General features: G+C 55.1%; 28 protein-coding genes and 1 tRNA gene. 8 read left to right on the forward strand and 21 right to left on the reverse strand.

The genetic code is table 11. The annotated features are described in order from the left end of the window. Nucleotides 1-457 precede the first annotated feature (457 nt). Nucleotides 458-1,549 (forward strand): competence protein CoiA family protein, encoded by a 1,092-nt coding sequence (locus AC1ME2_RS03395; RefSeq protein ID WP_480439328.1) that lies wholly within the window; start codon nucleotides 458-460, stop codon nucleotides 1,547-1,549. A 1-nt stretch (nucleotide 1,550) separates the two neighbouring features. Here AC1ME2_RS03395 and AC1ME2_RS03400 read toward each other — a convergent pair whose 3' ends face one another. Both AC1ME2_RS03400 and AC1ME2_RS03405 read right to left on the reverse strand, forming a co-directional pair. Continuing rightward, nucleotides 1,551-2,048, reverse strand: a complete 498-nt coding sequence (locus AC1ME2_RS03400; RefSeq protein ID WP_480439329.1) for an inovirus Gp2 family protein — start codon at nucleotides 2,046-2,048, stop codon at nucleotides 1,551-1,553. Then, entirely contained in the window at nucleotides 1,955-2,206 is a 252-nt protein-coding gene (locus tag AC1ME2_RS03405; RefSeq protein ID WP_480442419.1) for a hypothetical protein, read from the reverse strand. The genes AC1ME2_RS03400 and AC1ME2_RS03405 overlap by 94 nt, the downstream gene beginning before the upstream one ends. 223 nt (nucleotides 2,207-2,429) lie before the next feature. On the opposite strand from AC1ME2_RS03405, the gene AC1ME2_RS03410 reads away from it, so the two are divergent. Further along, nucleotides 2,430-2,858, forward strand: coding sequence for a hypothetical protein (locus tag AC1ME2_RS03410; protein ID WP_480439331.1), 429 nt, complete (start codon nucleotides 2,430-2,432; stop codon nucleotides 2,856-2,858). Between the two features lie 1,643 nt (nucleotides 2,859-4,501). Here the strand turns inward: AC1ME2_RS03410 and AC1ME2_RS03415 are convergent. The 9 genes from AC1ME2_RS03415 to thrS form a co-directional block, all read right to left on the reverse strand. Further along, nucleotides 4,502-4,578 (reverse strand) — tRNA-Pro (locus AC1ME2_RS03415). 91 nt (nucleotides 4,579-4,669) lie between these two features. Continuing rightward, complete coding sequence (locus AC1ME2_RS03420; RefSeq protein ID WP_480439333.1) at nucleotides 4,670-5,026, reverse strand: MerR family transcriptional regulator; 357 nt, start codon at nucleotides 5,024-5,026, stop codon at nucleotides 4,670-4,672. Next, nucleotides 5,007-5,309 (reverse strand): integration host factor subunit alpha, encoded by a 303-nt coding sequence (ihfA, locus tag AC1ME2_RS03425; protein WP_002553164.1) that lies wholly within the window; start codon nucleotides 5,307-5,309, stop codon nucleotides 5,007-5,009. Before ihfA ends, AC1ME2_RS03420 begins: the two co-directional genes overlap by 20 nt. Before the next feature lie 3 nt (nucleotides 5,310-5,312). Then, nucleotides 5,313-7,691: a phenylalanine--tRNA ligase subunit beta gene (gene pheT / locus AC1ME2_RS03430; protein WP_480439335.1), complete on the reverse strand. Its 2,379-nt coding sequence runs from the start codon at nucleotides 7,689-7,691 to the stop codon at nucleotides 5,313-5,315. Nucleotides 7,692-7,727: 36 nt separating this feature from the next. Next, nucleotides 7,728-8,744: a phenylalanine--tRNA ligase subunit alpha gene (pheS, locus tag AC1ME2_RS03435; RefSeq protein WP_219061986.1), complete on the reverse strand. Its 1,017-nt coding sequence runs from the start codon at nucleotides 8,742-8,744 to the stop codon at nucleotides 7,728-7,730. Between the two features lie 105 nt (nucleotides 8,745-8,849). Further along, nucleotides 8,850-9,206, reverse strand: a complete 357-nt coding sequence (gene rplT, locus AC1ME2_RS03440; RefSeq protein ID WP_480439336.1) for a 50S ribosomal protein L20 — start codon at nucleotides 9,204-9,206, stop codon at nucleotides 8,850-8,852. Nucleotides 9,207-9,234: 28 nt separating this feature from the next. Beyond that, the gene (gene rpmI, locus AC1ME2_RS03445) at nucleotides 9,235-9,429 is read right to left on the reverse strand and encodes a 50S ribosomal protein L35 (RefSeq protein ID WP_480439338.1); all 195 of its coding nucleotides are present in this window, start codon (nucleotides 9,427-9,429) and stop codon (nucleotides 9,235-9,237) included. Between the two features lie 59 nt (nucleotides 9,430-9,488). Then, on the reverse strand, nucleotides 9,489-10,040 hold the full coding sequence (infC, locus tag AC1ME2_RS03450; protein WP_480441972.1) for a translation initiation factor IF-3: 552 nt from the start codon (nucleotides 10,038-10,040) through the stop codon (nucleotides 9,489-9,491). After that, nucleotides 10,040-11,962, reverse strand: coding sequence for a threonine--tRNA ligase (gene thrS, locus AC1ME2_RS03455; protein WP_480439340.1), 1,923 nt, complete (start codon nucleotides 11,960-11,962; stop codon nucleotides 10,040-10,042). The genes infC and thrS overlap by 1 nt, the downstream gene beginning before the upstream one ends. A gap of 366 nt (nucleotides 11,963-12,328) precedes the next feature. Between thrS and AC1ME2_RS03460 the strand changes: the two genes are divergently transcribed. Both AC1ME2_RS03460 and AC1ME2_RS03465 read left to right on the forward strand, forming a co-directional pair. Next, nucleotides 12,329-12,628 carry a hypothetical protein gene (locus tag AC1ME2_RS03460; RefSeq protein WP_480439343.1) on the forward strand — a complete coding sequence of 100 codons (300 nt, stop codon included), beginning with the start codon at nucleotides 12,329-12,331 and terminating at the stop codon, nucleotides 12,626-12,628. A gap of 281 nt (nucleotides 12,629-12,909) precedes the next feature. Further along, nucleotides 12,910-13,122 carry a cold-shock protein gene (locus AC1ME2_RS03465; protein WP_219061990.1) on the forward strand — a complete coding sequence of 71 codons (213 nt, stop codon included), beginning with the start codon at nucleotides 12,910-12,912 and terminating at the stop codon, nucleotides 13,120-13,122. A 71-nt stretch (nucleotides 13,123-13,193) separates the two neighbouring features. Here AC1ME2_RS03465 and AC1ME2_RS03470 read toward each other — a convergent pair whose 3' ends face one another. Next, nucleotides 13,194-13,511, reverse strand: a complete 318-nt coding sequence (locus tag AC1ME2_RS03470; protein ID WP_480439344.1) for an I78 family peptidase inhibitor — start codon at nucleotides 13,509-13,511, stop codon at nucleotides 13,194-13,196. 160 nt (nucleotides 13,512-13,671) lie between these two features. Beyond that, nucleotides 13,672-13,977 carry a hypothetical protein gene (locus AC1ME2_RS03475; RefSeq protein WP_480439345.1) on the reverse strand — a complete coding sequence of 102 codons (306 nt, stop codon included), beginning with the start codon at nucleotides 13,975-13,977 and terminating at the stop codon, nucleotides 13,672-13,674. Nucleotides 13,978-14,146: 169 nt separating this feature from the next. Between AC1ME2_RS03475 and AC1ME2_RS03480 the strand changes: the two genes are divergently transcribed. Beyond that, entirely contained in the window at nucleotides 14,147-14,353 is a 207-nt protein-coding gene (locus AC1ME2_RS03480) for a hypothetical protein (RefSeq protein ID WP_480439346.1), read from the forward strand. Between the two features lie 91 nt (nucleotides 14,354-14,444). On the opposite strand, the gene AC1ME2_RS03485 is transcribed toward AC1ME2_RS03480, so the two are convergent. The 7 genes from AC1ME2_RS03485 to AC1ME2_RS03515 are packed head-to-tail and all read right to left on the reverse strand — an operon-like array spanning nucleotide 14,445 to nucleotide 21,423. Next, nucleotides 14,445-15,470 carry a nucleoside hydrolase gene (locus AC1ME2_RS03485; RefSeq protein WP_480439347.1) on the reverse strand — a complete coding sequence of 342 codons (1,026 nt, stop codon included), beginning with the start codon at nucleotides 15,468-15,470 and terminating at the stop codon, nucleotides 14,445-14,447. Between the two features lie 30 nt (nucleotides 15,471-15,500). Beyond that, on the reverse strand, nucleotides 15,501-15,905 hold the full coding sequence (gene rbsD, locus AC1ME2_RS03490; protein WP_480439349.1) for a D-ribose pyranase: 405 nt from the start codon (nucleotides 15,903-15,905) through the stop codon (nucleotides 15,501-15,503). Then, complete coding sequence (rbsK, locus tag AC1ME2_RS03495; protein ID WP_480439350.1) at nucleotides 15,902-16,822, reverse strand: ribokinase; 921 nt, start codon at nucleotides 16,820-16,822, stop codon at nucleotides 15,902-15,904. Before rbsK ends, rbsD begins: the two co-directional genes overlap by 4 nt. 23 nt (nucleotides 16,823-16,845) lie before the next feature. Then, entirely contained in the window at nucleotides 16,846-17,868 is a 1,023-nt protein-coding gene (locus AC1ME2_RS03500) for a LacI family DNA-binding transcriptional regulator (protein ID WP_480439351.1), read from the reverse strand. Between the two features lies 1 nt (nucleotide 17,869). Continuing rightward, on the reverse strand, nucleotides 17,870-18,862 hold the full coding sequence (locus AC1ME2_RS03505; RefSeq protein WP_480439352.1) for an ABC transporter permease: 993 nt from the start codon (nucleotides 18,860-18,862) through the stop codon (nucleotides 17,870-17,872). Further along, nucleotides 18,859-20,412 (reverse strand): sugar ABC transporter ATP-binding protein, encoded by a 1,554-nt coding sequence (locus AC1ME2_RS03510; RefSeq protein WP_480439353.1) that lies wholly within the window; start codon nucleotides 20,410-20,412, stop codon nucleotides 18,859-18,861. Before AC1ME2_RS03510 ends, AC1ME2_RS03505 begins: the two co-directional genes overlap by 4 nt. A gap of 51 nt (nucleotides 20,413-20,463) precedes the next feature. Next, nucleotides 20,464-21,423 carry a substrate-binding domain-containing protein gene (locus AC1ME2_RS03515; RefSeq protein WP_480439354.1) on the reverse strand — a complete coding sequence of 320 codons (960 nt, stop codon included), beginning with the start codon at nucleotides 21,421-21,423 and terminating at the stop codon, nucleotides 20,464-20,466. Nucleotides 21,424-21,849: 426 nt separating this feature from the next. Between AC1ME2_RS03515 and AC1ME2_RS03520 the strand changes: the two genes are divergently transcribed. After that, nucleotides 21,850-22,893 carry an asparaginase gene (locus tag AC1ME2_RS03520; RefSeq protein WP_480441974.1) on the forward strand — a complete coding sequence of 348 codons (1,044 nt, stop codon included), beginning with the start codon at nucleotides 21,850-21,852 and terminating at the stop codon, nucleotides 22,891-22,893. Between the two features lie 66 nt (nucleotides 22,894-22,959). Here the strand turns inward: AC1ME2_RS03520 and AC1ME2_RS03525 are convergent, their stop codons facing one another. Continuing rightward, nucleotides 22,960-23,184: a YgdI/YgdR family lipoprotein gene (locus AC1ME2_RS03525; protein WP_480439355.1), complete on the reverse strand. Its 225-nt coding sequence runs from the start codon at nucleotides 23,182-23,184 to the stop codon at nucleotides 22,960-22,962. Nucleotides 23,185-23,365: 181 nt separating this feature from the next. Here AC1ME2_RS03525 and AC1ME2_RS03530 point away from each other — a divergent pair, with 181 nt between their 5' ends. Further along, on the forward strand, nucleotides 23,366-23,617 hold the full coding sequence (locus tag AC1ME2_RS03530) for a DUF1654 domain-containing protein (RefSeq protein ID WP_480439356.1): 252 nt from the start codon (nucleotides 23,366-23,368) through the stop codon (nucleotides 23,615-23,617). A gap of 4 nt (nucleotides 23,618-23,621) precedes the next feature. Further along, nucleotides 23,622-24,311 (forward strand): endonuclease, encoded by a 690-nt coding sequence (locus tag AC1ME2_RS03535; protein ID WP_480439357.1) that lies wholly within the window; start codon nucleotides 23,622-23,624, stop codon nucleotides 24,309-24,311. The last annotated feature ends 23 nt before the right edge of the window (nucleotides 24,312-24,334 follow it).

Below are 24,334 nucleotides of genomic sequence, written 5' to 3' on the forward strand. Positions count from 1 at the left end.
TTATGAGTACTTTTCCGCATTTTTATGTTGGCGCCTACACTGAAATAAGCCACATTTTTGGATATCTGACGACGTTAGCAAGTACCGAGCCGTCCGACTCGAAACCCGTATGAGTGCAATGTCCGCGCACTAATCGGATGACTCGATAGAATGTCGGTGCGGTGTCTCGAAGCTGAGTCAGTGCCAGCAGTGTAGTGCCCCCTTCGCTGATTGCCTACTTCCGCTCTGGGCCCAAGCTGTGTGAAAACCCTAGGACCAATTGATACCGTGAAGAGCAGTCGAGAAATCGCGCATCTACGTGAAATTAAGGTCTGTGGAACCTGCCAATAAATTTGAGATTCCAAATAGAAGCGCAGACTCTAATTTTTTCTTTGAGTTTTCAAACGGCCTGGGTCGAGAGCGGCCTGCGATTACCGGGTATGATCCGCGCGATCGATAGAAACGTGGGACATGGACGATGCGCGAGAGCAAAATTCCATTTGGCGAGCGTGACGGTGTCCTGATTCGGGCATATGAGGCCGAAAATGGACTTCGTTGCGGCTGCATTTGCCCAGGTTGTCATCAGCCGCTAAATGCAGCCAATAATGGTGAAAAAGTCATTCCCCATTTCCGTCATGCGCAATCGAATGACTGTATCGATGGTTTCCGTGAAGGAGTAAGACGAGCTGCAGTCGCACTAATCGTGCAGCACAAGCAGCTCATGCTCCCGACCTTCCTCGACACGGTCAGTGTTTCCATTGCAAGCGGCCAGTTGCTGAAAAAAAGCGTCGGACTGACGCCAGTAATCGCTACTGCAGATTCAGTGGAGCGATTTGTTGATCTGGACGGATTAAGAGGCCATGTAATCCTGCATAGGTCGGGCCGCCAGCTGATTGTACGAATCAAGCTGTCCTCCAGAATGGAGCATGAGCGGTACCGTCAGCTAGCGGCTCTGGAGCACTCCAGCATGGAAGTTGACCTGTATAGCCTGACGCTGGAGCAGATCAATGACCCAGACCGCTTCGCGTATGCCGTACTGCAGGATCCGTCGACCCGCTCCTGGATCAGATGTATCCGTGGCGAAAGGCTATTGGCAAGCACAGAGCAGAAGCTCCAACTGCACGCGACTGAGCTAAACGCCAAGTGGTTGGATGAAGAGGCGGAGCGAGAAGCTGCAAAAAATGCTCATCAGCTTGCGCTCGCGGAAGAAAAAACCGAGCGCGGTTTGTCCTTGAAAGCACACCGCGCCATGCAAATTGAATTGGCTGCTAAACGACCAGCTATCGAATCGGACTTTACAGTCCAAGACCGAACGCAGCTCATTGCTGCCACCATGTTCAAAGCATTGCGAAACTGGGAAGGTAAAGCCGCCGAGTGCAAAGCCTGCTATCTGCTGAGTCCTCCTGGCTCAAAATTCTGCCTCTACTGCACCGTGGACGGATACGATCTGCTTGAAACGACCGTATCGCCCGACCTACCAGCGACCATTCACAAACGAATGTACTGCTCGGCCAAGCCGGGCATGTCGGTAAGGGCGGCGCCTCTGCTTATCATAAAGCCAGAGGTCTGATTTACCCTCTGCTGCAACCAAATGCCCGGCATCGACTGCCGTACACCTTAGTCGCAGCCTTGCAGAGGTAGCTCACGCGACGGAAGTACCGTTCCATCTCCGATGGATCATCCTGAGAAAGGTGGTATTCAGCGTTGGCAGGGATATGCACCAAGCCATTGGCATCATCGACAGGAATCCTCAATGCACCGGCCCATGCAGCATGAATGCGACTGTATGTATTCTGTTGTGCCGAGTCATAGCGTCCCACGGTGTGGTACGCATCCCGGTTGAGCAGCAAGACGAAGTGGTAATGCGGTCGACCCTGCAGCCCAATCTCTCTGACCCAGCACCATCGCACCTCTGCCTGATGAGCAGTGCCATTCAGGCGCACAGAGCGCTCCCGTGCTGATTGAATTCTGAAGGTCAAGGAATCAACAAACCTGGAGATGACGGTGCTATCTGATTCAGGTACTGAGTCGTCATCTGGGAAATGTAGGTCGAAACGTAGCGCGAACACCCTACAGTGAGCGCTAAGTGAGTGGTTTCATATACGCCTTCAAGGTATTTGGTAATGAAGGGGGTATGGGACGTCAGCACGGGTAGCCCTCGAAAGGTGCTCTCGTAGTGCAGGTGGAGATTGCTGTTGCCGGGGTGACGCTTGGGCTGATGTGCCATGGGGATGATCCACTGAGTGAGTTCATAAACTCAGTGGACTGGGTATTTATTTACGGTTCGATCTGCCAATGGGCTGACCTCAGCTCAGCGTCTGGTGCTGATCCTGTTACTGGTTACAATGGGGATGGGTAAACGAGCTCATAGCCCCTCGCTGATGTAGTTGCAGGTACCTGCCTAAAGGGTGGCTGGATGTTCATGGAATAGGTAGGTCGCCGGATGGTAGATGAATGCGATTGATTGGTCAGAATCGGTCAATTACTATCATGCCCTCAGTCCTCTTGGACGGCGCTGGTGGCAGGCATTCAATACCCCCAGCCATGAACGGAACCCTAAAATGACAAACAATGTGTACCACGCAATAGACGATTTCATCTATGCCTCCCCAGTAAGCGAACAACAGGCCGAGTCAATCCTGGCGAAATACTCTGAGGACGTTCAACGGCAGCTAATCAACGCGATGCATGTCGGTCGATCCCACATCGATTATAAAAAACTAGAAAAGCCTGGCGAGAACTACGCTGGTTTTACCGACCATATCGGGCAAAACGAATACGCCCGAATTCTCTACGAAAAAAACAGCCGCCTGAAAACCTACCTTCAAAAAGTAATCGAATGCTCAGAAAACTCGAACTTTGACCTGAGAGGCCTGTAGCGGTCAAATGTCCAGATAATCGCTTGATCTCCCAGCGTCAGCTCGTACACGATGGTTCAGCTATTGGCAAAGCTCTGAATTACAACCTAAACGCCGAATGGTGACGCTCATGATTGAGGAGAGCTCGCAGCGACCTCGTAGCCCCTACCTGCGCTAGCTGCTGAAACAGAGAGATCGTCCACACAACGACGCTCTCTTGGGACTTGGGAGTAGATGAGCCTGGATGGCTCTTTCAGCAGCGCCAACTGCACAATACCTGCCTATCCGCACGGCAGGTTATGAATTCGCTCAACAACCCGCCACCACATGGGCGTGAGCTGTTGCAGCAGCGCTCGGCGAACGTCTTGGTTTGAGTCCAGAGTTAACGCCTAGGCCAGTACCTGCTACTCGCCTCACATATCGCAGACGCGTAACCAAAATAATCCCAGCCTTCAACGCATCCAACGTGTTTTAACATAGCCTGAGCCAGTTGCTGAGCAAGCGCCAAGCACACTTGATTCACGAGACTCCGTTGAGTCCGGACATTATGCTGGAGCAGTTGGAGGATGGCTATCGGGTGCGCTCGACAGGTTCATATACTCAGTGGACTGTATAACTTTTTACGGTGACAGACATTCGTGACTGGATGATCCACTCTTCATCGCGGATCAGTGCACGCGCACCGGGCGCTGGGGCTTGGGTCAGCTGCATGATGCATCCTTGTCAGGGCTTTAAGTGCGCAGTGAGTATGGATGACAGACGGCCATAGCCAACTGGGCCTACACAAACTATGCCACCCAAGTGTAAGTGCGTCATTAGGTACGGAGCACAACTCATACAGCCTGAAGTAATCAGCTTTCACGTGTGAGTTAGCAGCGGATTTGGCACCGACCAGGACCTTGCAAGAGATTCCGAGCTGACCGCTAGAAGCCGCGGCCGACGGATCTTTCGAGGGTTCAGCGGCACTCAATCGGTGCCAACTACCTGCAAAATGGTTTGTCACCAAAACAGCAAGAAGTCGGGTGAATTTGCGGTCTGTTTGGCACTGCGGTTTGGGCCCAAAAACGTCGAATTTGGAGGTATGAGGCAGGCTCTCGGACGCGATTGTTTGATTCCAAATCGGCCCCTGGGCCTTGTGATCAAAGGGTCTTCAGAAGGCCCACAGCCCGTCAGCAATCAATTCGAATAGATGCGCCCTCCCCGCGCTCTGTTCCGTTTCCCTAGCGCACAATCGGAAGTCCGGCCTAAAGGTGCTTCCGTTTGTCTTCAAAGGCACGGCCCGCGTGACGTACAGCCTGTTTCGCTGATTTGGGATGGTGACCTTTAAGAACAAAGAATCGGAACTGAGCTTCCAGGGTTTAGCGCCGCGGAGAAGGTGAGGAAAAACGCCGTAATCGCCCGGAAACAGGGAGTTTGGCAAGGTTATCTGACATGCGAAAAAGCTGAGCAAGGAAGAGAAATATCAGAAAGGGTTGGTGCCAAAGGCAGCGCGAAAAAGGGCCAAAAGCGGCGTGAACTCACATCACGAACTCAGCACCGCGACGTGGCAGATGGCACTTTACGAGTTTTTTTGCTAACGGTGACCCAACGGTGACCAGAATGATCAAATCCCAGAAACAACAAAGCCCGGTCGTTTCCGAACCGGGCTAAGTCATTGAAAAATATGGTCGGGACGGAGTGATTCGAACACTCGACCCCTAGCACCCCATGCTAGTGCGCTACCGGACTGCGCTACGCCCCGACTAGGCGTGAATCTGCTTTCGCAACCTGCGAAAAACGATTAGAAATATACCCTAAGCGTTTGAATTATGGAAGTATCTGATCAAGTCGACTCACTTACGCAGCACGACCAATACCTCTTCCAGTTCTGAAATCATCTGGCGGATCATTTGCTTGTATTGCGTGGTGTCGTCCTTCGCCTCATCACTGGACATACGCAAACGCGCACCACCAATGGTGAAACCCTGATCGTAGAGCAAAGCGCGGATCTGTCGGATCATCAGCACATCCTGGCGCTGATAATACCGGCGGTTTCCGCGTCGCTTGACGGGGTTGAGCTGAGGAAATTCCTGCTCCCAATAACGCAAAACGTGCGGTTTTACCGCGCAGAGCTCGCTGACTTCACCGATGGTGAAGTAGCGTTTGCCTGGAATGGGCGGTAGCTCGTCGTTATGACTTGGTTCCAGCATAAGCCTCAACTCGGGCCTTCAACTTCTGCCCAGGACGAAAAGTGACCACACGGCGAGCCGTAATCGGGATTTCTTCTCCCGTCTTTGGATTTCGACCAGGCCGCTGGCGTTTATCGCGCAGATCGAAATTGCCGAAACCGGACAATTTGACCTGCTCGTTATCTTCCAGAGCGTGCCTGATTTCCTCAAAGAAAAGCTCAACCAATTCCTTGGCTTCTCGTTTATTCAGGCCCAGCTCTTCATACAGACGTTCGGCCATCTCAGCTTTCGTCAGAGCCCCCATACGCTACTTCCTTAACGTGGCGTTTAACCTTTCCTCGAGCGAGGTGAGGATTTTATGCGTCGTAGCATTGACCTCATCGTCATTAAGAGTGCGCGATGGATGCTGCCAGGTCAAGCCAACTGCAAGACTTTTTCTATGCGGATCAATGCCTTTACCCTGATACACGTCAAATAGCCTGAGATCTGTGAGCCATTCGCCTGCATTTTCACGAATAACTTCCAGCACCGCACTGGCCGCTACATCACGATCAGCCACTAACGCTAGGTCCCGACGAACTTCAGGGAAACGCGAAAGCTCCACGAACTGCGGTAAACGACCTTGAGCCACTTCCGCCAGCACCAGCTCGAAAACGAAGACTGGACGGTCCAGACCCAGCGTTTTCGAAAGCTCCGGGTGGAGTGCGCCGACATAACCCACTTCACGACCGTCGCGCTCGATGCGGGCAGTCTGGCCTGGGTGCAGCGCGGGGTGTTGCCCCGGCGTGAAGCTGAACGTTTCCAGCGCACCGGCGAAACCGAGCACCGCTTCGACGTCAGCTTTGACATCGAAGAAATCAATTGGATCACGGCCTTGCGCCCAGCCTTCAGGCAGGCGACTGCCACAGATGACGCCAGCGAGCATTGGCTCTTGCTTCAAGCCTTCCAATTGACCTACAAACCGCAGCCCGCTTTCAAACATGCGCACGCGATCTTGCTGGCGATTGAGGTTGTATTGCAGAGCCTTGACCAGACCTGGCCACAGCGAAGAACGCATAGCGGCCATGTCGACCGAAATCGGGTTGGCCAATAGCAATGGCGCTACGCCCGGATTGAACAGTTCGAACCATTTAGGATCAATAAAGCTGTAGGTGATCGCTTCCTGATAACCACGGGCAACCAACAGGCGACGCAACGCAGGCAGATCACCCTGCGCTTCGGCCTTGGCTTGAGGCGCCAGACGCGCCTGCGGATAACGAACAGGCAGGCGATTGTAGCCATACAGCCGCGCCAGCTCTTCGATCAAGTCGACTTCCAGACTGATATCGAAGCGATGACTCGGCACTTCTACTCGCCACTGACCAGCCGCTTCAGAGGAGATTTTCAGGTCCAGGCCGGTGAGCAGGCGCTCGACCTCGGCCGTCTCAATTTCCATCCCCAGCATCTGGGTGATGCGTTCAGCACGAAGAATGACCGGAGCAACCGAAGGCAGATCCTTCTCGCTAACAGCTTCTACGATCGGACCGGCTTCGCCGCCCGTTATTTCCAGCAACAGGCCTGTCGCGCGCTCCATGGCTTCGCGTGCAAGCTGCCAGTCCACACCGCGCTCGTAGCGGTGAGAAGCATCCGTGTGCAAACCGTACGAACGCGCTTTGCCCGCAACCATAATGGTGTCGAAAAACGCACTTTCCAGAAAAATATCGCGGGTTTTAGCGCTGACGCCGCTGTGTTCGCCACCCATGACGCCGGCAATGGCCAACGCGCGTTGATGGTCCGCGATAACCAAGGTGTCAGCACGCAGGCTGACTTCCTGACCGTCGAGCAGAACCAGCTTCTCGCCTTCTTCCGCCATCCGCACACGAATGCCGCCGTTGATTTCGGCCAGATCGAATGCGTGCAGCGGCTGACCTAATTCAAGCATTACATAGTTGGTGATATCGACTGCGGCATCGATGCTGCGCACATCGGAACGACGCAGACGCTCGACCATCCACAGCGGCGTCGAGCGGGACAGATCGACGTTGCGCACCACACGGCCCAGATAACGTGGGCAAGCAGCAGGCGCCAGCACCTCGATAGGACGTACTTCGTCGTGCGCGACCGGCACTACAGCCACTTGCGGGCGCTTGACTTCAACGTTGTACAGCGCGCCGACTTCCCGTGCCAGACCGGCTACCGACAGACAATCGCCGCGATTAGGCGTCAGATCGACTTCAATACTTGCGTCATCCAATTCGAGGTAAACCCGAATATCCTGACCCACTGGCGCATCAGCAGGCAGTTCCATCAAGCCATCGTTGCCCTCGCCCACTTGCAGCTCGGCAGCGGAACACAGCATGCCGTTGGACTCGACGCCACGCAGCTTGGCTTTCTTGATCTTGAAATCGCCGGGCAGCTGAGCCCCAATCATGGCGAACGGAATTTTCAGACCCGGACGCACGTTGGGCGCTCCACACACGATCTGGAAACTCTCTACGCCATTGCTGACTTGGCACACACGCAATTTGTCGGCGTCTGGATGCGGCTCGGTGCTCAGCACCTCGCCTACTACCACGCCAGTGAATTCACCGGCGGCCAGCGTGACGCTATCGACCTCAAGGCCGGCCATCGACAGACGAGCGACCAGCTCGTCGCGGGAAACTGCCGGGCTTACCCAGCCACGCAGCCATTGTTCACTGAATTTCATCCTGCTCTCCAAATAGATTCGTTACGGGCGTGCGACCTAGCGAAATTGCGCGAGGAACCGCAAGTCGTTGTCGAAGAACAGACGCAAATCATTGACGCCGTAACGCAGCATAGCCAGACGCTCAACGCCCATGCCGAATGCAAATCCCTGGAACTCTTCAGGGTCGATGCCGGACATACGCAGTACGTTCGGGTGGACCATGCCGCAACCCAGCACTTCCAGCCAGCCCGTTTGCTTGCACACACGGCAACCTTTGCCGCTGCACATGACGCACTGAATATCGACCTCAGCCGAAGGCTCGGTGAACGGGAAGAAGGATGGACGGAAACGCACCGCCAGTTCCTTTTCGAAAAACACTCGCAAGAACTCTTCGATCGTGCCCTTGAGATCCGCGAAGTTGATGTCGCGATCAATCAACAGACCTTCGACCTGATGGAACATAGGCGAATGGGTGATATCCGAATCACAACGATAAACCCGGCCTGGGCAAACGATGCGAATGGGCGGTTGTTGCGTTTCCATGGTCCGCACTTGCACCGGGGAGGTGTGGGTGCGCAGCAGCATGTTCGCGTTGAAATAGAACGTGTCATGCATCGCCCGCGCCGGGTGGTGGCCGGGGATGTTGAGCGCTTCGAAATTGTGGTGATCGTCTTCGACCTCAGGGCCTTCGGCGATGCCGTAGCCAATATGAGTGAAGAATTGCTCGATCCGCTCCAGAGTTCGGGTAATCGGATGCAGCCCACCCGAGGTCTGACCGCGTCCCGGCAGGGTCACGTCAATGCACTCGGCCGCGAGCCTGGCGGTCAGTTCCGCCTGCTCCAACGACGCTTTACGCGCATTGAGAACCTCTGTGACACGCTCCTTGGCGACGTTGATGAGCGCGCCAACTTGTGGACGCTCTTCAGCAGGCAAATTTCCCAGGGTCTTCATCACCTGAGTCAACTCACCCTTTTTACCAAGGAAGTGAACCCGGATTTGCTCCAGGGCATTGATATCTTCAGCGTGTTGCACGGCCTCAAGTGCTTGAGAGACCAGCGCATCCAGGTTTTCCATTTACAGACTCCAGATACGAAATAGGGGAAGAGCTTAAAAGGCTCTTCCCCTATTTATGACGTTTAACACCGAACCCGGAAACCGGGCCCGGTGATTGTCGGGGACTTAGGCCAAAGTGGCTTTAGCTTTCTCGACAATCGCAGCAAACGCAGATTTTTCGTTCACTGCCAGATCAGCCAGAACCTTACGGTCGATCTCAATGGACGCTTTTTTCAAACCGGCGATGAAACGGCTGTAGGACAGACCGTTAATACGAGCACCAGCGTTGATACGAGCGATCCACAAAGCGCGGAACTGACGTTTTTTCTGACGACGGTCACGGTAGGCATACTGGCCTGCCTTGATTACCGCTTGCTTGGCTACACGGAATACGCGTGAACGCGCGCCGTAGTAACCTTTAGCCAGTTTCAGAATTTTTTTGTGACGTTTACGGGCAACTACGCCACGCTTTACACGAGCCATGAGTTATTTCCTCTATTCTTGACCAAAATTAGCAAAGGCGCAGCATGCGCTTCACTTTTTTAACGTCCGACGGATGCAGCAAGCTGCTACCGCGCAATTGACGCTTACGCTTGGTGGACATTTTGGTCAGGATGTGGCTCTTGAAAGCGTGCTTGTGCTTGATGCCATTAGCGGTTTTCAAAAACCGTTTAGCTGCACCACTCTTCGTTTTCATCTTTGGCATGTTCGGTACTCCGCATTCAGTTGATAAACATAACCGTAAGGCCTGCCGTGCCCTGGTGGTTACTTCTTCTTTTTCGGGGCGATGACCATAATCAGTTGGCGTCCTTCCATCTTAGGATGCTGTTCGACCGAACCGTATTCAAGCAAGTCACCTTCAACCCGCTTCAACAGTTCCATCCCCAGCTCCTGGTGGGCCATCTCACGACCACGGAATCTTAACGATACCTTGGCCCTGTCCCCATCACTCAGGAAACGTACCAGGTTGCGCAGTTTTACCTGGTAATCCCCTTCCTCCGTCCCTGGACGAAACTTAATTTCTTTGACCTGAATTTGCTTCTGGTTTTTCTTCGCCGCAGCCACCTGCTTCTTCTTTTCGAAGATAGATTTGCCGTAGTCCATCACGCGGCAAACAGGCGGTATTGCGTCGGCAGAAATCTCCACCAAATCCAGTTTGGCTTCTTCAGCAATACGAAGCGCTTCATCAATCGAGACGATGCCAATCTGCTCGCCGTCAGCGCCAATTAACCGAACCTCGCGTGCCGAGATATTCTCGTTGATCGGGGCCTTCGGTGCAGCTCGTTTATCTTGTCTCATTTCACGCTTAATAATAATTACTCCGAATCATGGCGACCACGCCGGGAAACCGCTTGAGCGAGAAATTCAGCGAATTGTGCAACCGGCATCGAGCCTAGGTCAGCACCTTCACGTGTACGCACAGCGACAGTCTGCATTTCGACTTCCCGATCTCCGATAACCAAGAGATAAGGAACCTTGAGCAAAGTATGCTCGCGGATTTTAAAGCCGATCTTTTCATTTCTCAAGTCAGACTTGGCACGAAACCCGCTTTGAGAGAGAGTTTTTTCCACTTCAAGGGCAAAATCTGCCTGTTTATCAGTGATATTGAGGATCACTGCCTGAGTGGGCGCCAACCAGGCCGGGAAAGCGCCTTCGTAATGCTCGATCAAAATACCGATGAAACGCTCAAAAGAACCGAGAATTGCACGGTGCAGCATGACCGGATGCTTGCGGCTGTTATCTTCCGAGACGTACTCGGCGCCCAAGCGGATCGGCAGGTTGAAATCGAGTTGCAATGTACCGCATTGCCATACCCGACCCAGACAATCTTTTAGCGAAAATTCAATCTTGGGACCATAAAAGGCACCCTCGCCCGGCTGCAGATCATACGCCAATCCGGCGCTGTCGAGTGCGGCAGCCAATGCGCTTTCTGCGCGATCCCACAATTCGTCGGAACCTACGCGCTTCTCGGGACGAGTCGACAGCTTGAGCTCGATGTCCTTGAAGCCAAAATCAGCGTACACAGCCAGCGTCAGCTTGATGAACGCGGCGGACTCAGCCTGCATCTGCTCTTCAGTGCAGAAGATGTGGGCATCGTCCTGAGTGAAAGCACGTACACGCATGATCCCGTGCAATGCACCTGATGGCTCATTGCGGTGACAGGCACCGAACTCCGCCAGACGCATCGGCAACTCGCGATAGCTTTTCAGGCCCTGATTGAACACCTGCACGTGACACGGGCAGTTCATCGGCTTGATGGCGTAGTCGCGGTTCTCGGACTCGGTGGTGAACATGTTGTCGGCATAGTTAGCCCAGTGACCGGATTTTTCCCACAGGGAACGATCGACCACTTGTGGAGTTTTGATCTCCAGATACCCGTTCTCATGCTGAACCTTGCGCATGTACTGCTCAAGCACCTGATACAGGGTCCAGCCATTCGGATGCCAGAATACCATGCCCGGCGCTTCTTCCTGGGTGTGGAACAGCCCCAGACGCTTGCCAAGCTTGCGATGATCGCGCTTTTCAGCTTCTTCGATCCGCTGGATATAGGCAGCCAATTGTTTCTTGTCTGCCCAGGCAGTGCCGTAGATCCGCTGCAACTGCTCGTTCTTCGCATCACCGCGCCAGTAAGCGCCAGACAGCTTGGTCAGCTTGAACGATTTGAGGAAGCGAGTATTGGGCACGTGCGGGCCGCGGCACATGTCGACGTATTCTTCGTGGTAGTACAGGCCCATGGTCTGTTGATCGGGCATGTCCTCGACCAGACGCAGCTTATAGTCTTCATGGCGAGCAGTGAACACTTCGATCACTTCGGCGCGCGGAGTGACTTTCTTGATGACGTCGTAATCTTTTTCGATCAGCTGCTGCATGCGCTGTTCGATCGCCGACAAATCGTCGAGCGTGAACGGCCGCTCATAAGCGATATCGTAATAAAAGCCTTCGTCAATGACTGGCCCGATGACCATTTTGGCGGTCGGAAACAGCTGCTTGACGGCATGACCGACCACGTGAGCGCAAGAATGGCGAATGATCTCCAGCCCTTCTTGATCCTTGGGCGTGATGATTTGCAGGCTGACGTCGCCTTCGATCAGATCACTGGCATCGACCAGTTGACCATTGACCTTGCCGGCCACGGTGGCTTTGGCCAGGCCCGCACCAATGGATAGTGCGACATCGGCTACGGAAACCGGATGATCGAATGAACGCTGACTGCCGTCGGGAAGAGTAATGGTGGGCATGGCGCCTCCTCTCCTAGTGGTGACCCCTACCAAAGGTCACGTGGGTTGGGATGAGCCAGTACAAGATCCGGTGGTATGCCTGCCTCACAGTGGCAGGAGCCCTAGGGCCAACCGTTTAACCGAACCAGAGTGACTGGAGTGAAAATAAAATAGCTACTGGCGCGAACGTTCGAGAACTGCTCGACAGCATCGCTGATGCTCAGGCGCCGCATGCTATCACAGATGTTCGACAAGGACGCCTCGACTTGAGCCAAATCTGTTACCGCGGACAAATGAAACGGCTCAGTGAACTTGAGACAGCCAATGCCCCTCAAATGGTGAGTGGAAGTTGTGACACAGCCCCCTCATCACAAGGAGCATTCAAACATGCGTCTCTATCGCTTACTCACTCTGGCTGCCCCCATCGCACTGCTGTTACCCCTGAGCGCCCAAGCCGCTTGGCCCGCCGGTGCGCGCGACCAGTACATGAACGAGTGCGTCGCTACTGCGAGTCAAAATGTTGATCAGGCCACTGCCCAGGCGCACTGCACCTGCGGCGCGAATGTCATCGCGAAAAAATTCAGTACGGCGGAGACACAGGATCTGAACAGCCAGACTGCAGAAGGCGGCGCCCTGCGTGCAAGGCTGCTGAAAGAAATCGATGCGTCCTGTCGAGCAAAAAAATAAGCCGGACGCTCGGGCAAAATTCAAAATACTCGGTCGATTTTCGGTCTTTTCTCACAATCCAAACGGCAAAAATGGATTTTTTTAAGAGCGCCTTAAAATGGCTGTAAGCAAGACAAATCAAGGCCTTCGGGCACGTTGGCGGGTGGTGGGGGTGTATTGTTTTCGCAAACAGTCTTGCGAAACACTTCTACATCCAAACATTTCGACTATGATAGCTCGGTGTGCCCAGTTGGCCTGAGCAGCACAGTACTACTGAAAAATTATGTTCTTGGAGATACACCATGTCTAATCGCCAAACCGGCACCGTAAAATGGTTCAACGATGAAAAAGGCTTCGGCTTTATCACTCCTAATGGTGGCGGTGACGACCTGTTCGTACACTTTAAAGCTATCGAAAGCGACGGTTTCAAAAGCCTGAAAGAAGGCCAAGCCGTTTCCTTCGTAGCCGAGAAAGGCCAGAAGGGCATGCAAGCTGCTCAGGTTCGCGCGGAGTAATTTCCCCGAACTAAAAAAACCCCGTCCATGTGACGGGGTTTTTTATGGGCGAGACAAAAGTCTCGGCGCTCTCAGCCGCAGTTGATGCGGGTGATGGTCAAGCTGTCATCTGTGTTCAAATTCAAGCGATCCGATCGGTATTCCATTGTCACCATGTCGCTGGGTTTGAGAACGCGCGCATTGTGTGCGCCCGATTTGACGCGAGCCTGCTCCAGCAGCGCTGCGGAGGCCTTCTGACCAATGGCAAATGCTGCCGCGGCCGCGTTACAACGGCCATACCCTGCGTCGGCCACCGGAGCTACAGGCGTCTTGGGCTCAGAGGTACTGGTGCATCCAGCCAGCACGAGTGCAGCTACAACGGAACCCAATGATGCAAACTTCCAAGGCATATACTGCCTCCTCACTAAATAAACATTAACCAGAACATATGCGACAACGGTGCGATGCTTTTGTTGCAACGGTTACCTGCCGCCCCGCTCCGGCGCTAGGGCATCAGGAGTCTGCCCCAGGCCATTGACAGGCGCGCAGCCAAATCGTGTCAAAACGTTTTCAGTACACATCTACATAATCAAAGCGTGGGTTAGCCCAGTTCTCGCTAAGTGCGTTGAATATCTGCATGACCCAGACGCTGTCGCTGGCGGCTACAGGACCGACGCAACCCGAGCCTGCCGACCAGGTTTCCAAACGAAACAGCAGACCGTCGATGGCAACGCCGCCCACGTGCGCAGAAGAAATCCAGGCGATACCCGCTTTGGTCACGCGCAACTGGTTGTGGACATCATCGTCGGCCGACGCGATCAGTTGGCGCACGGCATCAAGGGTGAAACTAATAGGGTTGTTCAGATCAATTTGCACGTCAGCATCCTCGGGAAATGGCGGGCAAGTTTGGCATGAGCGCGGTGTCATGCCTAAGTAGCAGTGCCAAATGATGGCCAAAATGGTTTACTACTCTCGCTCAGCGCAACCGCTCAACGGCGGACATCAAACGCGCGTGGGCTTTTTTTTCGGACAAGACGAGACAGGAATGGCAACCGTATCCATTGATGCTGACATCAAGGCCAAGTGGCCTCAAGGACACTGCTCTTACAGCCCTGGGAGCCCGGAAGAACTGGCAATCATTGCTATAGACTTGCTGTTCAAGGAATTGGGCACTGCAGGCGCCCAGGCATTCATCAGCCAGGTTTTCGAAAGATACCCGCATGATCATTCCGTTGCCGATAGCAGCAAGTGAAGCCGTAGGGTTGCCCACGAACACCGCCTGTTGTGGCGAACAATCCTGGCAAAGCGACGGCCTCACCAGGATGGAATGACACTGGCGGGATTTACTTCAAGCGACCCAAACGCTCGGTCAGCAGGTCGAAGAATCCTTGGGCATCGCCGTTTTCGATCCAGAACACGTTCTTGTCTTGCTTGAGCGTGCCGTACCAATCGGCAACGGTCTGACCGAACGTGACACCTTCGCGACTATCAACGACCACGTTGATCTGCTTGCCGGTAAACAGTGCGGGCTTGAGCAGGTAAGCGATCACACTGGCATCATGTACTGGCCCGCCGGGCAGGCCGTAATTCACCATATCCGCCTTGACATACTCATTGAGAATGTCACCGACCAGCTTGCCCGCCTGATTATTCAAGCCCTCAATCTGCTTGAGCCGTTGCTCGCTGGTGAGGATTTTATGGGTCACATCCAGCGGAACGTAGGTTAGTTTGACGCCACTGGCCAGTACTACTTGAGCGGCATGGGGATCGGCGTAGATGTTGAACTCGGCCACGGGGGTTATGTTGCCGCCGTTGAAATGCGCGCCCCCCATGACAACGACTTCTTTGATGCCTTGAGTGATTTCTGGCGCCTGCACCAGTGCCAACGCCAGGTTAGTCTGCGGTCCAAGCAGCGCAAGGGTGATGCTGTGCGGAGCGGCCTTGCTCAACGTTTCGATCAGATAATCCACCGCATTACCCTTGGCCAAGCCCACCTTGGGTTCATGCACGGCAATACCCGGCAAACCCTCTTGGCCGTGCACGCTCTCGGCATAAATCGGGGTACGCACCAAAGGCTTTGGCGCCCCGGCGTATACCGGCACTTCTTCACGCCCTGCCCATTCACGGGCCAGCCGGGCGTTGCGCGAGGTTTTATCAAGGCGCACATTGCCGGCCACGGTCGTGATTGCCAGCACGTTCAGCTCTTCAGGTGACGCAAGGGCCAGCAGCAGCGCCACCACGTCATCAGCTCCCGGATCGGTGTCGATGATCAGATCACGCTTTTCGCCGGCCTGAACGACAGTGGCACTGAGTAAAGACACAAGCATCACGCTCCGAAGTAGTTGTAGGTAATAGGTATAGCCGTGCATGGAAAATTCCCTGTTCCGAAAGTGATGCCTTTAAAAAGTCACGCCGGCGATCAAAGCAATATTGGTGTAGGGCTGACATTCGCCCGTACGCACAATGGCTCGGGCCTTGCGGCTCAGGCGCTTGAGCTCGTCATGACTGACAAGGCGCTGCTGGCCCAGCTCGCCTTGCAAGCTCAAACCTTCAATGGCCACCAATGCAGGGGGCTGTTTGAGCAGCATTTCCTCCGCCAGCACATAACTCTCGACTTGCATTTCCGTGAGCACCACGCGAAGCACGCTGATGAAGTCTGGGGTTCCCTGTGTGAGCGCAAGATCAATTAGCTCGACGCCGGGCGGCACGGGCATTCCGGCGTCGACGATCATGACGATATCGCCATGCCCAAGGGAGGCAATCACGCGTGACAGGGCGATATTAAGCAACGGTGTCTTTTTCATGGCTGATGGAAGCCCCGCACATCGTTAAGAGTAGGAATAGAGGGCTGAGCACCGGCACGCGTGACGGATAACGCGCCTGCAATCTGACCAAACCGAATCGCTTCAACCTCACTCTTGCCTTGCGCCAAGGCTGCGGCAAACCCACCCACAAAGGTATCTCCGGCAGCCGTGGTATCCACCGGCTGAACCTTGGGTGCAGGAAAATGCTCGACGCGCTGACCGTCAGCGAACAGCGAACCCTGGGCACCCAGCGTAATGATGATTTTTGCGGCGCCCGCTGCCAGCAGCTTGGTCGCGGCCGCTTCTGCCGAAGCCAGCGAATCGACAGGCAAACCGCTCAAGGTGGCCGCTTCGCTTTCGTTGGGAATCAGATAGTCGATCAGCGCATACCAGGCGGCCGGCAACGGTGCATTGGCGGGCGCAGGGTTAAGGATGACAATTTTACCCAGCTCGCGACCGCGCTTGAGGGTGTAAGCGACGGTGTCCATCGGCACCTCGAGCTGACAGATGATCACATCGGCTTCAGCCAGTTTCGTATCAAACGCTGCAACGACGTCAGGCGTCAGCCGACCATTGCCCCCCGCCACGATGACAATCGCGTTCTGACTGCTGGCGTCCACCACGATCAGCGCAACACCGCTGGAAACGCCGGCCACCGTGGTCACGGCCTGACAATCAATGTGCTCGGCCAACAGGCCAGCACGCAATTGCTCGCCATAAGCGTCATCGCCAACGCAACCGATCATGGCAACACTCGCCCCCAGACGCGCGGCAGCCACGGCCTGATTAGCGCCCTTGCCTCCAGGCACGGTCGCGAACGAGTCGCCTGCCAACGTTTCTCCGGCCCGAGGCAAACGCTCGGCACGGGTGACCAGGTCCATATTCAAGCTGCCCACTACCACTACTGTTGCTTGCATATCTCAGTACTCTTTAATCTGTTTCAGCGAAAAGCATTGAATACAGTGGTCGGGGGCGCAGTGGATTCGCGCAGGACAATACTGGGCTTGACGATCCGTTGCTCGACAGCCCTGCCAGCGGGTGCAGCGATGCGTCGTAACAACACCTCGGCGGCCATTTCGCCCAGTTGCAGGATCGACTGACCCACCGTGGTCAGCGCCGGATACACGTAGCGACTCATCTGGATATCGTCGAAGCCAATGACCGACAAGTCGCTGGGTACGCGGATGTTACGCTCGGCGGCGGCGCGCAAAACGCCGATACCAATCATGTCATTACCAGCAAATATCGCAGTCGGTGCGTCCTGCTCAAGCAGCCCTATTGCAGCCTGATAACCACCGGGGCTGGTGAAATCACTTTCTACCACCCACTCAGCCGGCACAGGTACCTGAGCCTCGCGCATGGCGCGGCGATAACCTGCCAAACGCATCTGGGCGACGCTCGTTTTTGCCGGCCCGCAAATGCAGGCGATATGCCGATGACCCAGCGCAAGCAAGTGACAGGTCGCCAGATACGCGCCCAGTTCGTGGTCGATACGCACCAAATCGGCAACGATACCTTCCAGATCGCGGTCGACAATGACCATCGGCGTACGCACGGCGGCCAACCCACCCGCCAACCCAACATCGCCGCCCACTGACGAGACGATCAGGCCATCGACACGTTTCTCCAGGAGCACGCGCAAGTAGCTGCGCTGTTTTTCCGGGTTGTCATCGGAGTTGCACAAAATCACGCAAAACCCGTTGCGCTCGCAGTAGTCCTCGATGCCCCGCGCCAACTCGGCAAAATACGGGTTGATGCCGTTGGGAATCAGGAGGCCGATGGTTGAGGTCGCCTTGGCTTTAAGGGATCGCGCCACAGCACTGGGCACATAGTCGAGCTGAATGATCGCAGCCTCGACCTTTCGCCGCACTTCGTCACTGACTGGGCGCGTCTTGTTCAATACATGGGACACCGTCGTGTAGGAGATCCCTGCCAACGCGGCTACATCCTTGATCGTGGACATATCAAGCCTTCCGACGCGCGCGATTGCTGCGATAGGTGTCGAGCACCACTGCGACAACGATTACCGCGCCGGTGATGATGCGTTTGGTCGGTTCAGTCGCCCCGATCTGTGCCAGTCCGGCGGCGAGTACCGAAATAATCAGGACACCAAAAAATGTACTGATCACTGAGCCACGCCCGCCCATCAGGCTGGTACCCCCGATAACGACCGCCGCGATCACCTGCAATTCCAGACCAGAGCCGGCGTTAGGATCTGCCGCCTCCAGGCGCGAGATCTGAAACAGTGCCGCGACCCCGGCCAACAGCCCCATCAGCGAAAACACCAGAATCTTGTAAGGCTTGGGATTGATGCCAGCCAGACGAACCGCTTCTTCATTGGTGCCAATGCCAATCAGGTAACGACCGAATACGGTGCGGGTCAGTACGGCTTGGGCAATGAAGATGATCAGCAGCGCAATGATGAAGGATGGCGATATCCCAAAAGCAATGGGGTCCGATAACCACGCGAAAGCGTCACCGATATAAGCGGTGCGCGATCCGGTCATCTGATAGGCCACACCCCGGGCCATTTCCAGCACGCCCAGGGAAACGATGAACGAGGGAATACGCCAGGCTACCGTGATCGAACCTGTGATGGTGCCGGCCACGGCCGCGCAGCCCATGCCAAGCAAAGAGGCCGGCACGATGCCCCAGCCCCAGCCCAGGATCGCCACGCTGACCCCCGACGCTGCCAGCGCCAGAACAGAACCCACCGACAAGTCGATGCCGCCGATGATCAGGACGAAGGTCATGCCCACCGCCAGCACCATCAAGTCTGGAATCTGGTTGGCCAGGGTGCTGAACGTTTCGTAGGACAGGAAGTGGTCACTGAGCGCAGAAAACAACGCAATCATTGCGAGTAATGTACCGGCAAGTCCCAGATAGGTGCCAAGGCCGAAATAATTGCTGCTGCGCTTGCCCGATGCAGGCAAGGTTTGAGCGGTGACGGTTTTCATGAGTCGTTCCTGGGCGCGGCAGCAGTCAGCAGCGCATCACGTTTTTGGTAGCCGGCAAACGCGGCGGCAAGCAATTCATCCTGGGTCCAGGTGTCGCGCTCGAAGGTGTCGATCAAGCGCCCGGCCGATAACACGCCGATGCGATCGCAGATCAACATCAGTTCACGCAGATCACTGGACACAACGACCAGCGCCCTGCCCTGGCGCGTCAACTCACCAAGCAGTGCATAAATATCGAATTTTGCGCCGACATCAATACCTCGGGTCGGCTCATCGAACAGCATCACCGTGCAGTCACGCTCGAGCCAACGGCCGATGACGACTTTTTGCTGATTGCCACCGGACAGTTCGGAGACACATTGCGTAGGGCTGGAACTGCGAATGCGCATGGCATCGACTTGGCGTTGGGCCAGGCGCATTTCATCACGGCCATTGACTACGCCGCCTTTGGAAATCGCCGACATATTGCCCAGCGCGATATTGGCGCTGATCGATTGCGTCAGGAGCAACCCTTCGCCCTTGCGGTCCTCGGTGATCAGCGCAATCCCATGACTGACCGCATCGACTGGCGAGCGAATGGTCACTGGCCGCAACGGACTGCCCATCTCGATGCCGCCCGTATCGGCGATGTCGGCACCATAGATCAGGCGCAGAAGCTCGGTGCGCCCGGCACCGATCAATCCGGAAATCCCAAAAATCTCGCCGCTACGCACCTCGAACGAAACATCACACACCTTATCTGTGCGGCCCAGCCCTTTGACCGCCAGGGAAACGTCGCCAATCTGACGTGGACCGAGGTCGATCTGCTCGCCCAATTCGCGTCCGACCATCAGCGTGACCAGTTGCTCGCTGTTGTAATTGGCCATCGGCTCGACGCACACCAACTGACCATCCCGCAGCACAGCAATGCGCTGCGCGACCCGGGCCAGCTCTTCCAGCCGGTGGGAGATATAAATGATCGACACCCCACGGGCTTGCAGGCGAGTGATCTGCTCGAACAGCATCTCGACTTCCCGCGACGTCAACATCGCGGTGGGTTCGTCGAGAATCAGTACATGGCAGTCGCCGATCAGGTTACGAGCAATCTCAATCATCTGTTGATGCCCGATCCCCAGTTCGCTGACCAGTGTGTCTGGGTCAATAGCATCCAGACCGACCTGGGCCATGGCCCTGATCGCATCAGCGCGCAGTTGCTTACGATTGATCCAGCCCGCGCGACTGGGCAGGTTATCCAGGAACAGATTTTCCGCCACCGACAACGTGGGCAGTAGATTCAACTCCTGCATGACCATGCGAATACCCAGTTTTTCTGCCTGGGTTCGACTGCCGGGTTCGTAAGCGCTCCCCTGAAATTGCATCTGCCCGGTCGTGGGTGAGACCAGGCCGCCGATAATTTTCGACAGGGTGCTTTTACCTGCGCCATTTTCGCCTGTCAGGGCCAGCACTTCACCGCGCAGAAGCGTCAGGTCGATGCCGCTGAGCACCGGTTGGGCGTAGGTTTTACCGATGCCGCTGACAGATAGAACCGCCGTTTGAGCAGGCACTGACATAACATTCTCCAGGCGCCCGCCGCCATGTGCGGGCACTGCAATACAGAAAAACTACTTCTTGGTGACCAGTTGTACCGGCGTTTCGATCACGCCATTGGCGGCGCCTTCGACAGTTTCACCCTTGAGCATTTTCAGCGCAGTCTGGATACCGAACACGGCCTGCTTGGCCGCGAACTGATCGGCAGTGGCCACTATACGGCCGTCCTGCAGCATGGGCTTGATGGCGTTGATGTTGTCGTAGCCAACCACTTTCACTTTGCCCGCCTTACCTGCCGCACGCACTGCCGAGACCGCGCCCAGCGCCATACTGTCGTTACCGGCCAGCAATGCCTTGAGGTTCGGGTATTCGTTAAGCATGGCCGAGGCTACGGCGTTGCCTTTATCGATTTCCCAATTGCCCGACTGCGTAGAGACAATCTTCATCTGCGCAGCATCCATGGCATCTTTGAAGCCGGCCGTGCGTTGCTGAGCATTAGTGGTGGTCGATACACCTTCGATAATGCCGACCTCATCGCCAGCCACTAACTGCTTGGCCAGGTAATCGCCCACCAGACGTGCACCTTTACGGTTGTCCGGGCCTACGAATGGCACGCTGATACCTTTGCTTTTCAATACATCAGCATCGAGTTGGTTGTCGATGTTAACCACGATAATACCGGCATCCCTGGCCCGCTTGATCACTGTTACCAGAGCCTTCGAGTCCGCAGGTGCAATGACCAGCGCGTTGACCTTCTGCACGATCATCTGATCGACGATGGCAATCTGGGCGCTGGTGTCTGACTCATTCTTGATGCCATTGGAGATGAGATCAAAATCAGCCGAATGCTCTTTCTGGTAGGCCTTGGCGCCGTCTTCCATGGTCAGGAAGAATTCATTGGCCAACGACTTCATCACCAGAGCGACTTTGGGTTTTTCCGTGGTTTGGGCGTGTGCAGCAGAAAGCGGCAGGATGGCAGAGGCAGCGGTGAGCATGGCGACAGCGAGAAGACGTGCAGCAAATGGCAGCTTCATGAGTTCACTCCGATCTTATGATTATTTTTTGCATCGCTTGCAGTCGCGCAAACGTTTGCGTGAAGGAACTATGAGAACGGTCACGGCTTTTGTCAACCGCATGCGCCATCGCCCCATTCATTTGAGCGGGCAACCGCTCTCCCCCCTTCCGGCTTTCGGATAGCCGAACAGCAAAACCGTCGATAGTCGGAAAACCGAATATCGATACGCTCTTTATTATAAATAATTCTATAAAAATCAGTAGGTTGGAGTAATTCAGAAGAATCTATTTTGTTGGTACAGATCATGCTGCTATTGAATGCGGCCAAGGTCAGGTGAGCCTGTCTCTGGTCCTTCAAGGTGTAAGCATTCGGCACCGTCATAACAAGAGAGATCAAAACATTGAGAACTGCATTCCAGAGCTTCGTACCGGGCGCCCTTGCCCTGATGCTGCTGTTGCCGACAGGCGTTTCTGCCAAAGAAGCAGAGCAACAACAAAAGCTGGCTAACGTCGTCATTCTTGCCACAGGCGGCACCATTGCCGGCGCGGGCGCCAGTGCGGCCAATAGTGCAACATACCAGGCGGCCAAGGTCGGCATTGATCAACTGATTGCTGGCGTACCGGAGCTAAGCACATTGGCCAATGTGCGTGGCGAACAAGTCATGCAAATCGCCTCGGAAAGCATCACCAACGACAACTTGCTACAACTGGGCAGACGCGTCGCCGAACTCGCCGACAGCAAAGACGTGGACGGCATCGTGATCACCCACGGCACTGACACCCTGGAAGAAACGGCCTACTTCCTCAATCTGGTAGAGAAGACCGACAAGCCCATCGTCGTCGTAGGCTCCATGCGTCCAGGCACAGCAATGTCTGCTGATGGCATGTTGAACCTGTACAACGCAGTTGCCGTTGCGAGCAGCAAAGAGTCGCGTGGCAAGGGTGTTCTGGTCACCATGAACGACGAGATCCAGTCGGGTCGCGATGTCAGCAAAATGATCAATATCAAGACCGAAGCGTTTAAGAGCCCGTGGGGCCCGTTAGGCATGGTGGTCGAAGGCAAGTCCTACTGGTTCCGCTTGCCCGCCAAGCGTCACACCATGGATTCTGAGTTCGACATCAAGCAGATCAAGACACTGCCTCAGGTGGATATTGCCTACTCGTACGGAAATGTCTCGGACACTGCTTACAAAGCACTGGCTCAGGCAGGTGCAAAAGCAATCATCCATGCTGGCACGGGCAACGGCTCGGTATCGTCTAACGTAGTGCCTACTCTGCAGGCCTTGCGTAAAGAGGGTATTCAGATCATCCGCTCATCCCACGTCAACGCTGGCGGTTTCGTACTGCGCAACGCGGAACAGCCCGATGACAAATACGACTGGGTCGTAGCCCACGACCTGAACCCACAAAAAGCCCGCATTCTTGCGATGGTTGCCTTGACCAAGACCAACGACAGCAAAGAACTGCAGCGGATTTTCTGGGAGTATTGATCGTTCCTGCACCTGCCCACTCTGCTCGCGCGGACCCGCGCAGCACTTAGAGTGAGCAGGTGCTACTCAATCTTGCTGCTTGACTGTGGCGACCTCATCAGGCCGTACGCGCACCTGCTTTCCAGAAATATCCTCGAACTCGTAAAAGCCATCCTTGGTGTGGGTCTTCGGCGCATCTTTGGTCACGTATTGAGTACCATTTTGCAGCGTCACAACCGCCGGTGAGGAACATCCCGCCAACGCCATGAATGCCGCCAGCACCAGCGGAACCCCCACTAATTTGATGCTCATATATGTTCGTCCTTAATCAGCTTCAGCCATAAACAGGGTTGAGGCCCTTGAGCCCATACTGTTCCGACACACCGTCGCGCGCTTCGTTCCGACACATTGGGAACGGCTATTCAACAGACAGTTGCGAAAAATACCACGGTGAAATACTGTATGCACGTACAGCAAACCAAGGATCCCCTCCGTGGCAAAGAATTCTGCAGCAGCACCTTCATCCCCCAGCGCCTATGAACGACTCGGCGTCCGGGTTCAGAAAATCATCAACTCACCTACCGCGCAAAAGGCACGGGCGGCACTGATTTTTCGCTTGGCCGATGAGGTCGAAGACGAATGGAGTCAGTTACTGGAAGAAATAGCCGAGAACGACAACGTCACCCTCGCCTACCGCGATGACGGTGGCGTGCAAATATTCTGGACCGTGCCGCAGGAAGATTGACGGCATGATTGTTCGAGTAATTGCCCTTCTGATCCTGAGCTTCTGCATCACAGCCCAGGCCGGCGCACCCCGCACCTTCAGTGAAGCGAAAAAAGTTGCCTGGGGCCTGTATGCGCCACAGTCGACGGAGTTCTATTGCGGCTGCAAATACCGCGGCAACCAGGTCAATCTCGCTGATTGCGGTTATGTTCCGCGCAAAAATGCCAAGCGCGCCAAGCGTATCGAGTGGGAGCACATCGTACCTGCCTGGCAAATCGGCCACTTACGCCAATGTTGGCAAAACGGCGGCCGTAAAAACTGCACGAGAACCGACCCGATCTACAAACGTGCCGAGGCTGATCTGCATAATCTGGTGCCCAGCATTGGCGAGGTAAATGGTGACCGGAATAACTTCAGTTTTGGCTGGCTTCCGGTTCAGACCGGTCAGTATGGTTCTTGCCTGACGCAGGTGGACTTCAAGGCAAAGAAAGTGATGCCGCGTCCGGCAATTCGCGGAATGATCGCCAGAACCTATTTTTATATGAGCAAGCAATACAACCTGCCTTTGTCCAGGCAGGAGCGCCAGCTCTATGAAGCCTGGAACAAGACTTACCCTGTCGAGGCGTGGGAGAGTCAGCGCAATCAACGCGTATCGTGTGTGATGGGGCGAGGCAATGACTTCGTCGGCCCCGTCAATCTGAAAACCTGCAGATAGCACTTACAACAAAGCCCGGCACG

It is taken from the genome of Pseudomonas sp. ASL9, from assembly GCF_056680335.1.

Coding starts and splice junctions, on each gene's coding strand:
- AC1ME2_RS03395 (WP_480439328.1), top strand. CDS start 458: ATGCGCGAGAGCAAAATTCCATTTGGCGAGCGTGACGGTGTCCTGATT.
- AC1ME2_RS03405 (WP_480442419.1), bottom strand. CDS start 2,206: ATGGCACATCAGCCCAAGCGTCACCCCGGCAACAGCAATCTCCACCTG.
- AC1ME2_RS03410 (WP_480439331.1), top strand. CDS start 2,430: ATGAATGCGATTGATTGGTCAGAATCGGTCAATTACTATCATGCCCTC.
- AC1ME2_RS03420 (WP_480439333.1), bottom strand. CDS start 5,026: ATGCTGGAACCAAGTCATAACGACGAGCTACCGCCCATTCCAGGCAAA.
- ihfA (WP_002553164.1), bottom strand. CDS start 5,309: ATGGGGGCTCTGACGAAAGCTGAGATGGCCGAACGTCTGTATGAAGAG.
- pheT (WP_480439335.1), bottom strand. CDS start 7,691: ATGAAATTCAGTGAACAATGGCTGCGTGGCTGGGTAAGCCCGGCAGTT.
- pheS (WP_219061986.1), bottom strand. CDS start 8,744: ATGGAAAACCTGGATGCGCTGGTCTCTCAAGCACTTGAGGCCGTGCAA.
- rplT (WP_480439336.1), bottom strand. CDS start 9,206: ATGGCTCGTGTAAAGCGTGGCGTAGTTGCCCGTAAACGTCACAAAAAA.
- rpmI (WP_480439338.1), bottom strand. CDS start 9,429: ATGCCAAAGATGAAAACGAAGAGTGGTGCAGCTAAACGGTTTTTGAAA.
- thrS (WP_480439340.1), bottom strand. CDS start 11,962: ATGCCCACCATTACTCTTCCCGACGGCAGTCAGCGTTCATTCGATCAT.
- AC1ME2_RS03460 (WP_480439343.1), top strand. CDS start 12,329: ATGCGTCTCTATCGCTTACTCACTCTGGCTGCCCCCATCGCACTGCTG.
- AC1ME2_RS03465 (WP_219061990.1), top strand. CDS start 12,910: ATGTCTAATCGCCAAACCGGCACCGTAAAATGGTTCAACGATGAAAAA.
- AC1ME2_RS03470 (WP_480439344.1), bottom strand. CDS start 13,511: ATGCCTTGGAAGTTTGCATCATTGGGTTCCGTTGTAGCTGCACTCGTG.
- AC1ME2_RS03480 (WP_480439346.1), top strand. CDS start 14,147: ATGGCAACCGTATCCATTGATGCTGACATCAAGGCCAAGTGGCCTCAA.
- AC1ME2_RS03485 (WP_480439347.1), bottom strand. CDS start 15,470: ATGCACGGCTATACCTATTACCTACAACTACTTCGGAGCGTGATGCTT.
- rbsD (WP_480439349.1), bottom strand. CDS start 15,905: ATGAAAAAGACACCGTTGCTTAATATCGCCCTGTCACGCGTGATTGCC.
- rbsK (WP_480439350.1), bottom strand. CDS start 16,822: ATGCAAGCAACAGTAGTGGTAGTGGGCAGCTTGAATATGGACCTGGTC.
- AC1ME2_RS03500 (WP_480439351.1), bottom strand. CDS start 17,868: ATGTCCACGATCAAGGATGTAGCCGCGTTGGCAGGGATCTCCTACACG.
- AC1ME2_RS03505 (WP_480439352.1), bottom strand. CDS start 18,862: ATGAAAACCGTCACCGCTCAAACCTTGCCTGCATCGGGCAAGCGCAGC.
- AC1ME2_RS03510 (WP_480439353.1), bottom strand. CDS start 20,412: ATGTCAGTGCCTGCTCAAACGGCGGTTCTATCTGTCAGCGGCATCGGT.
- AC1ME2_RS03515 (WP_480439354.1), bottom strand. CDS start 21,423: ATGAAGCTGCCATTTGCTGCACGTCTTCTCGCTGTCGCCATGCTCACC.
- AC1ME2_RS03520 (WP_480441974.1), top strand. CDS start 21,850: ATGCTGCTGTTGCCGACAGGCGTTTCTGCCAAAGAAGCAGAGCAACAA.
- AC1ME2_RS03525 (WP_480439355.1), bottom strand. CDS start 23,184: ATGAGCATCAAATTAGTGGGGGTTCCGCTGGTGCTGGCGGCATTCATG.
- AC1ME2_RS03535 (WP_480439357.1), top strand. CDS start 23,622: ATGATTGTTCGAGTAATTGCCCTTCTGATCCTGAGCTTCTGCATCACA.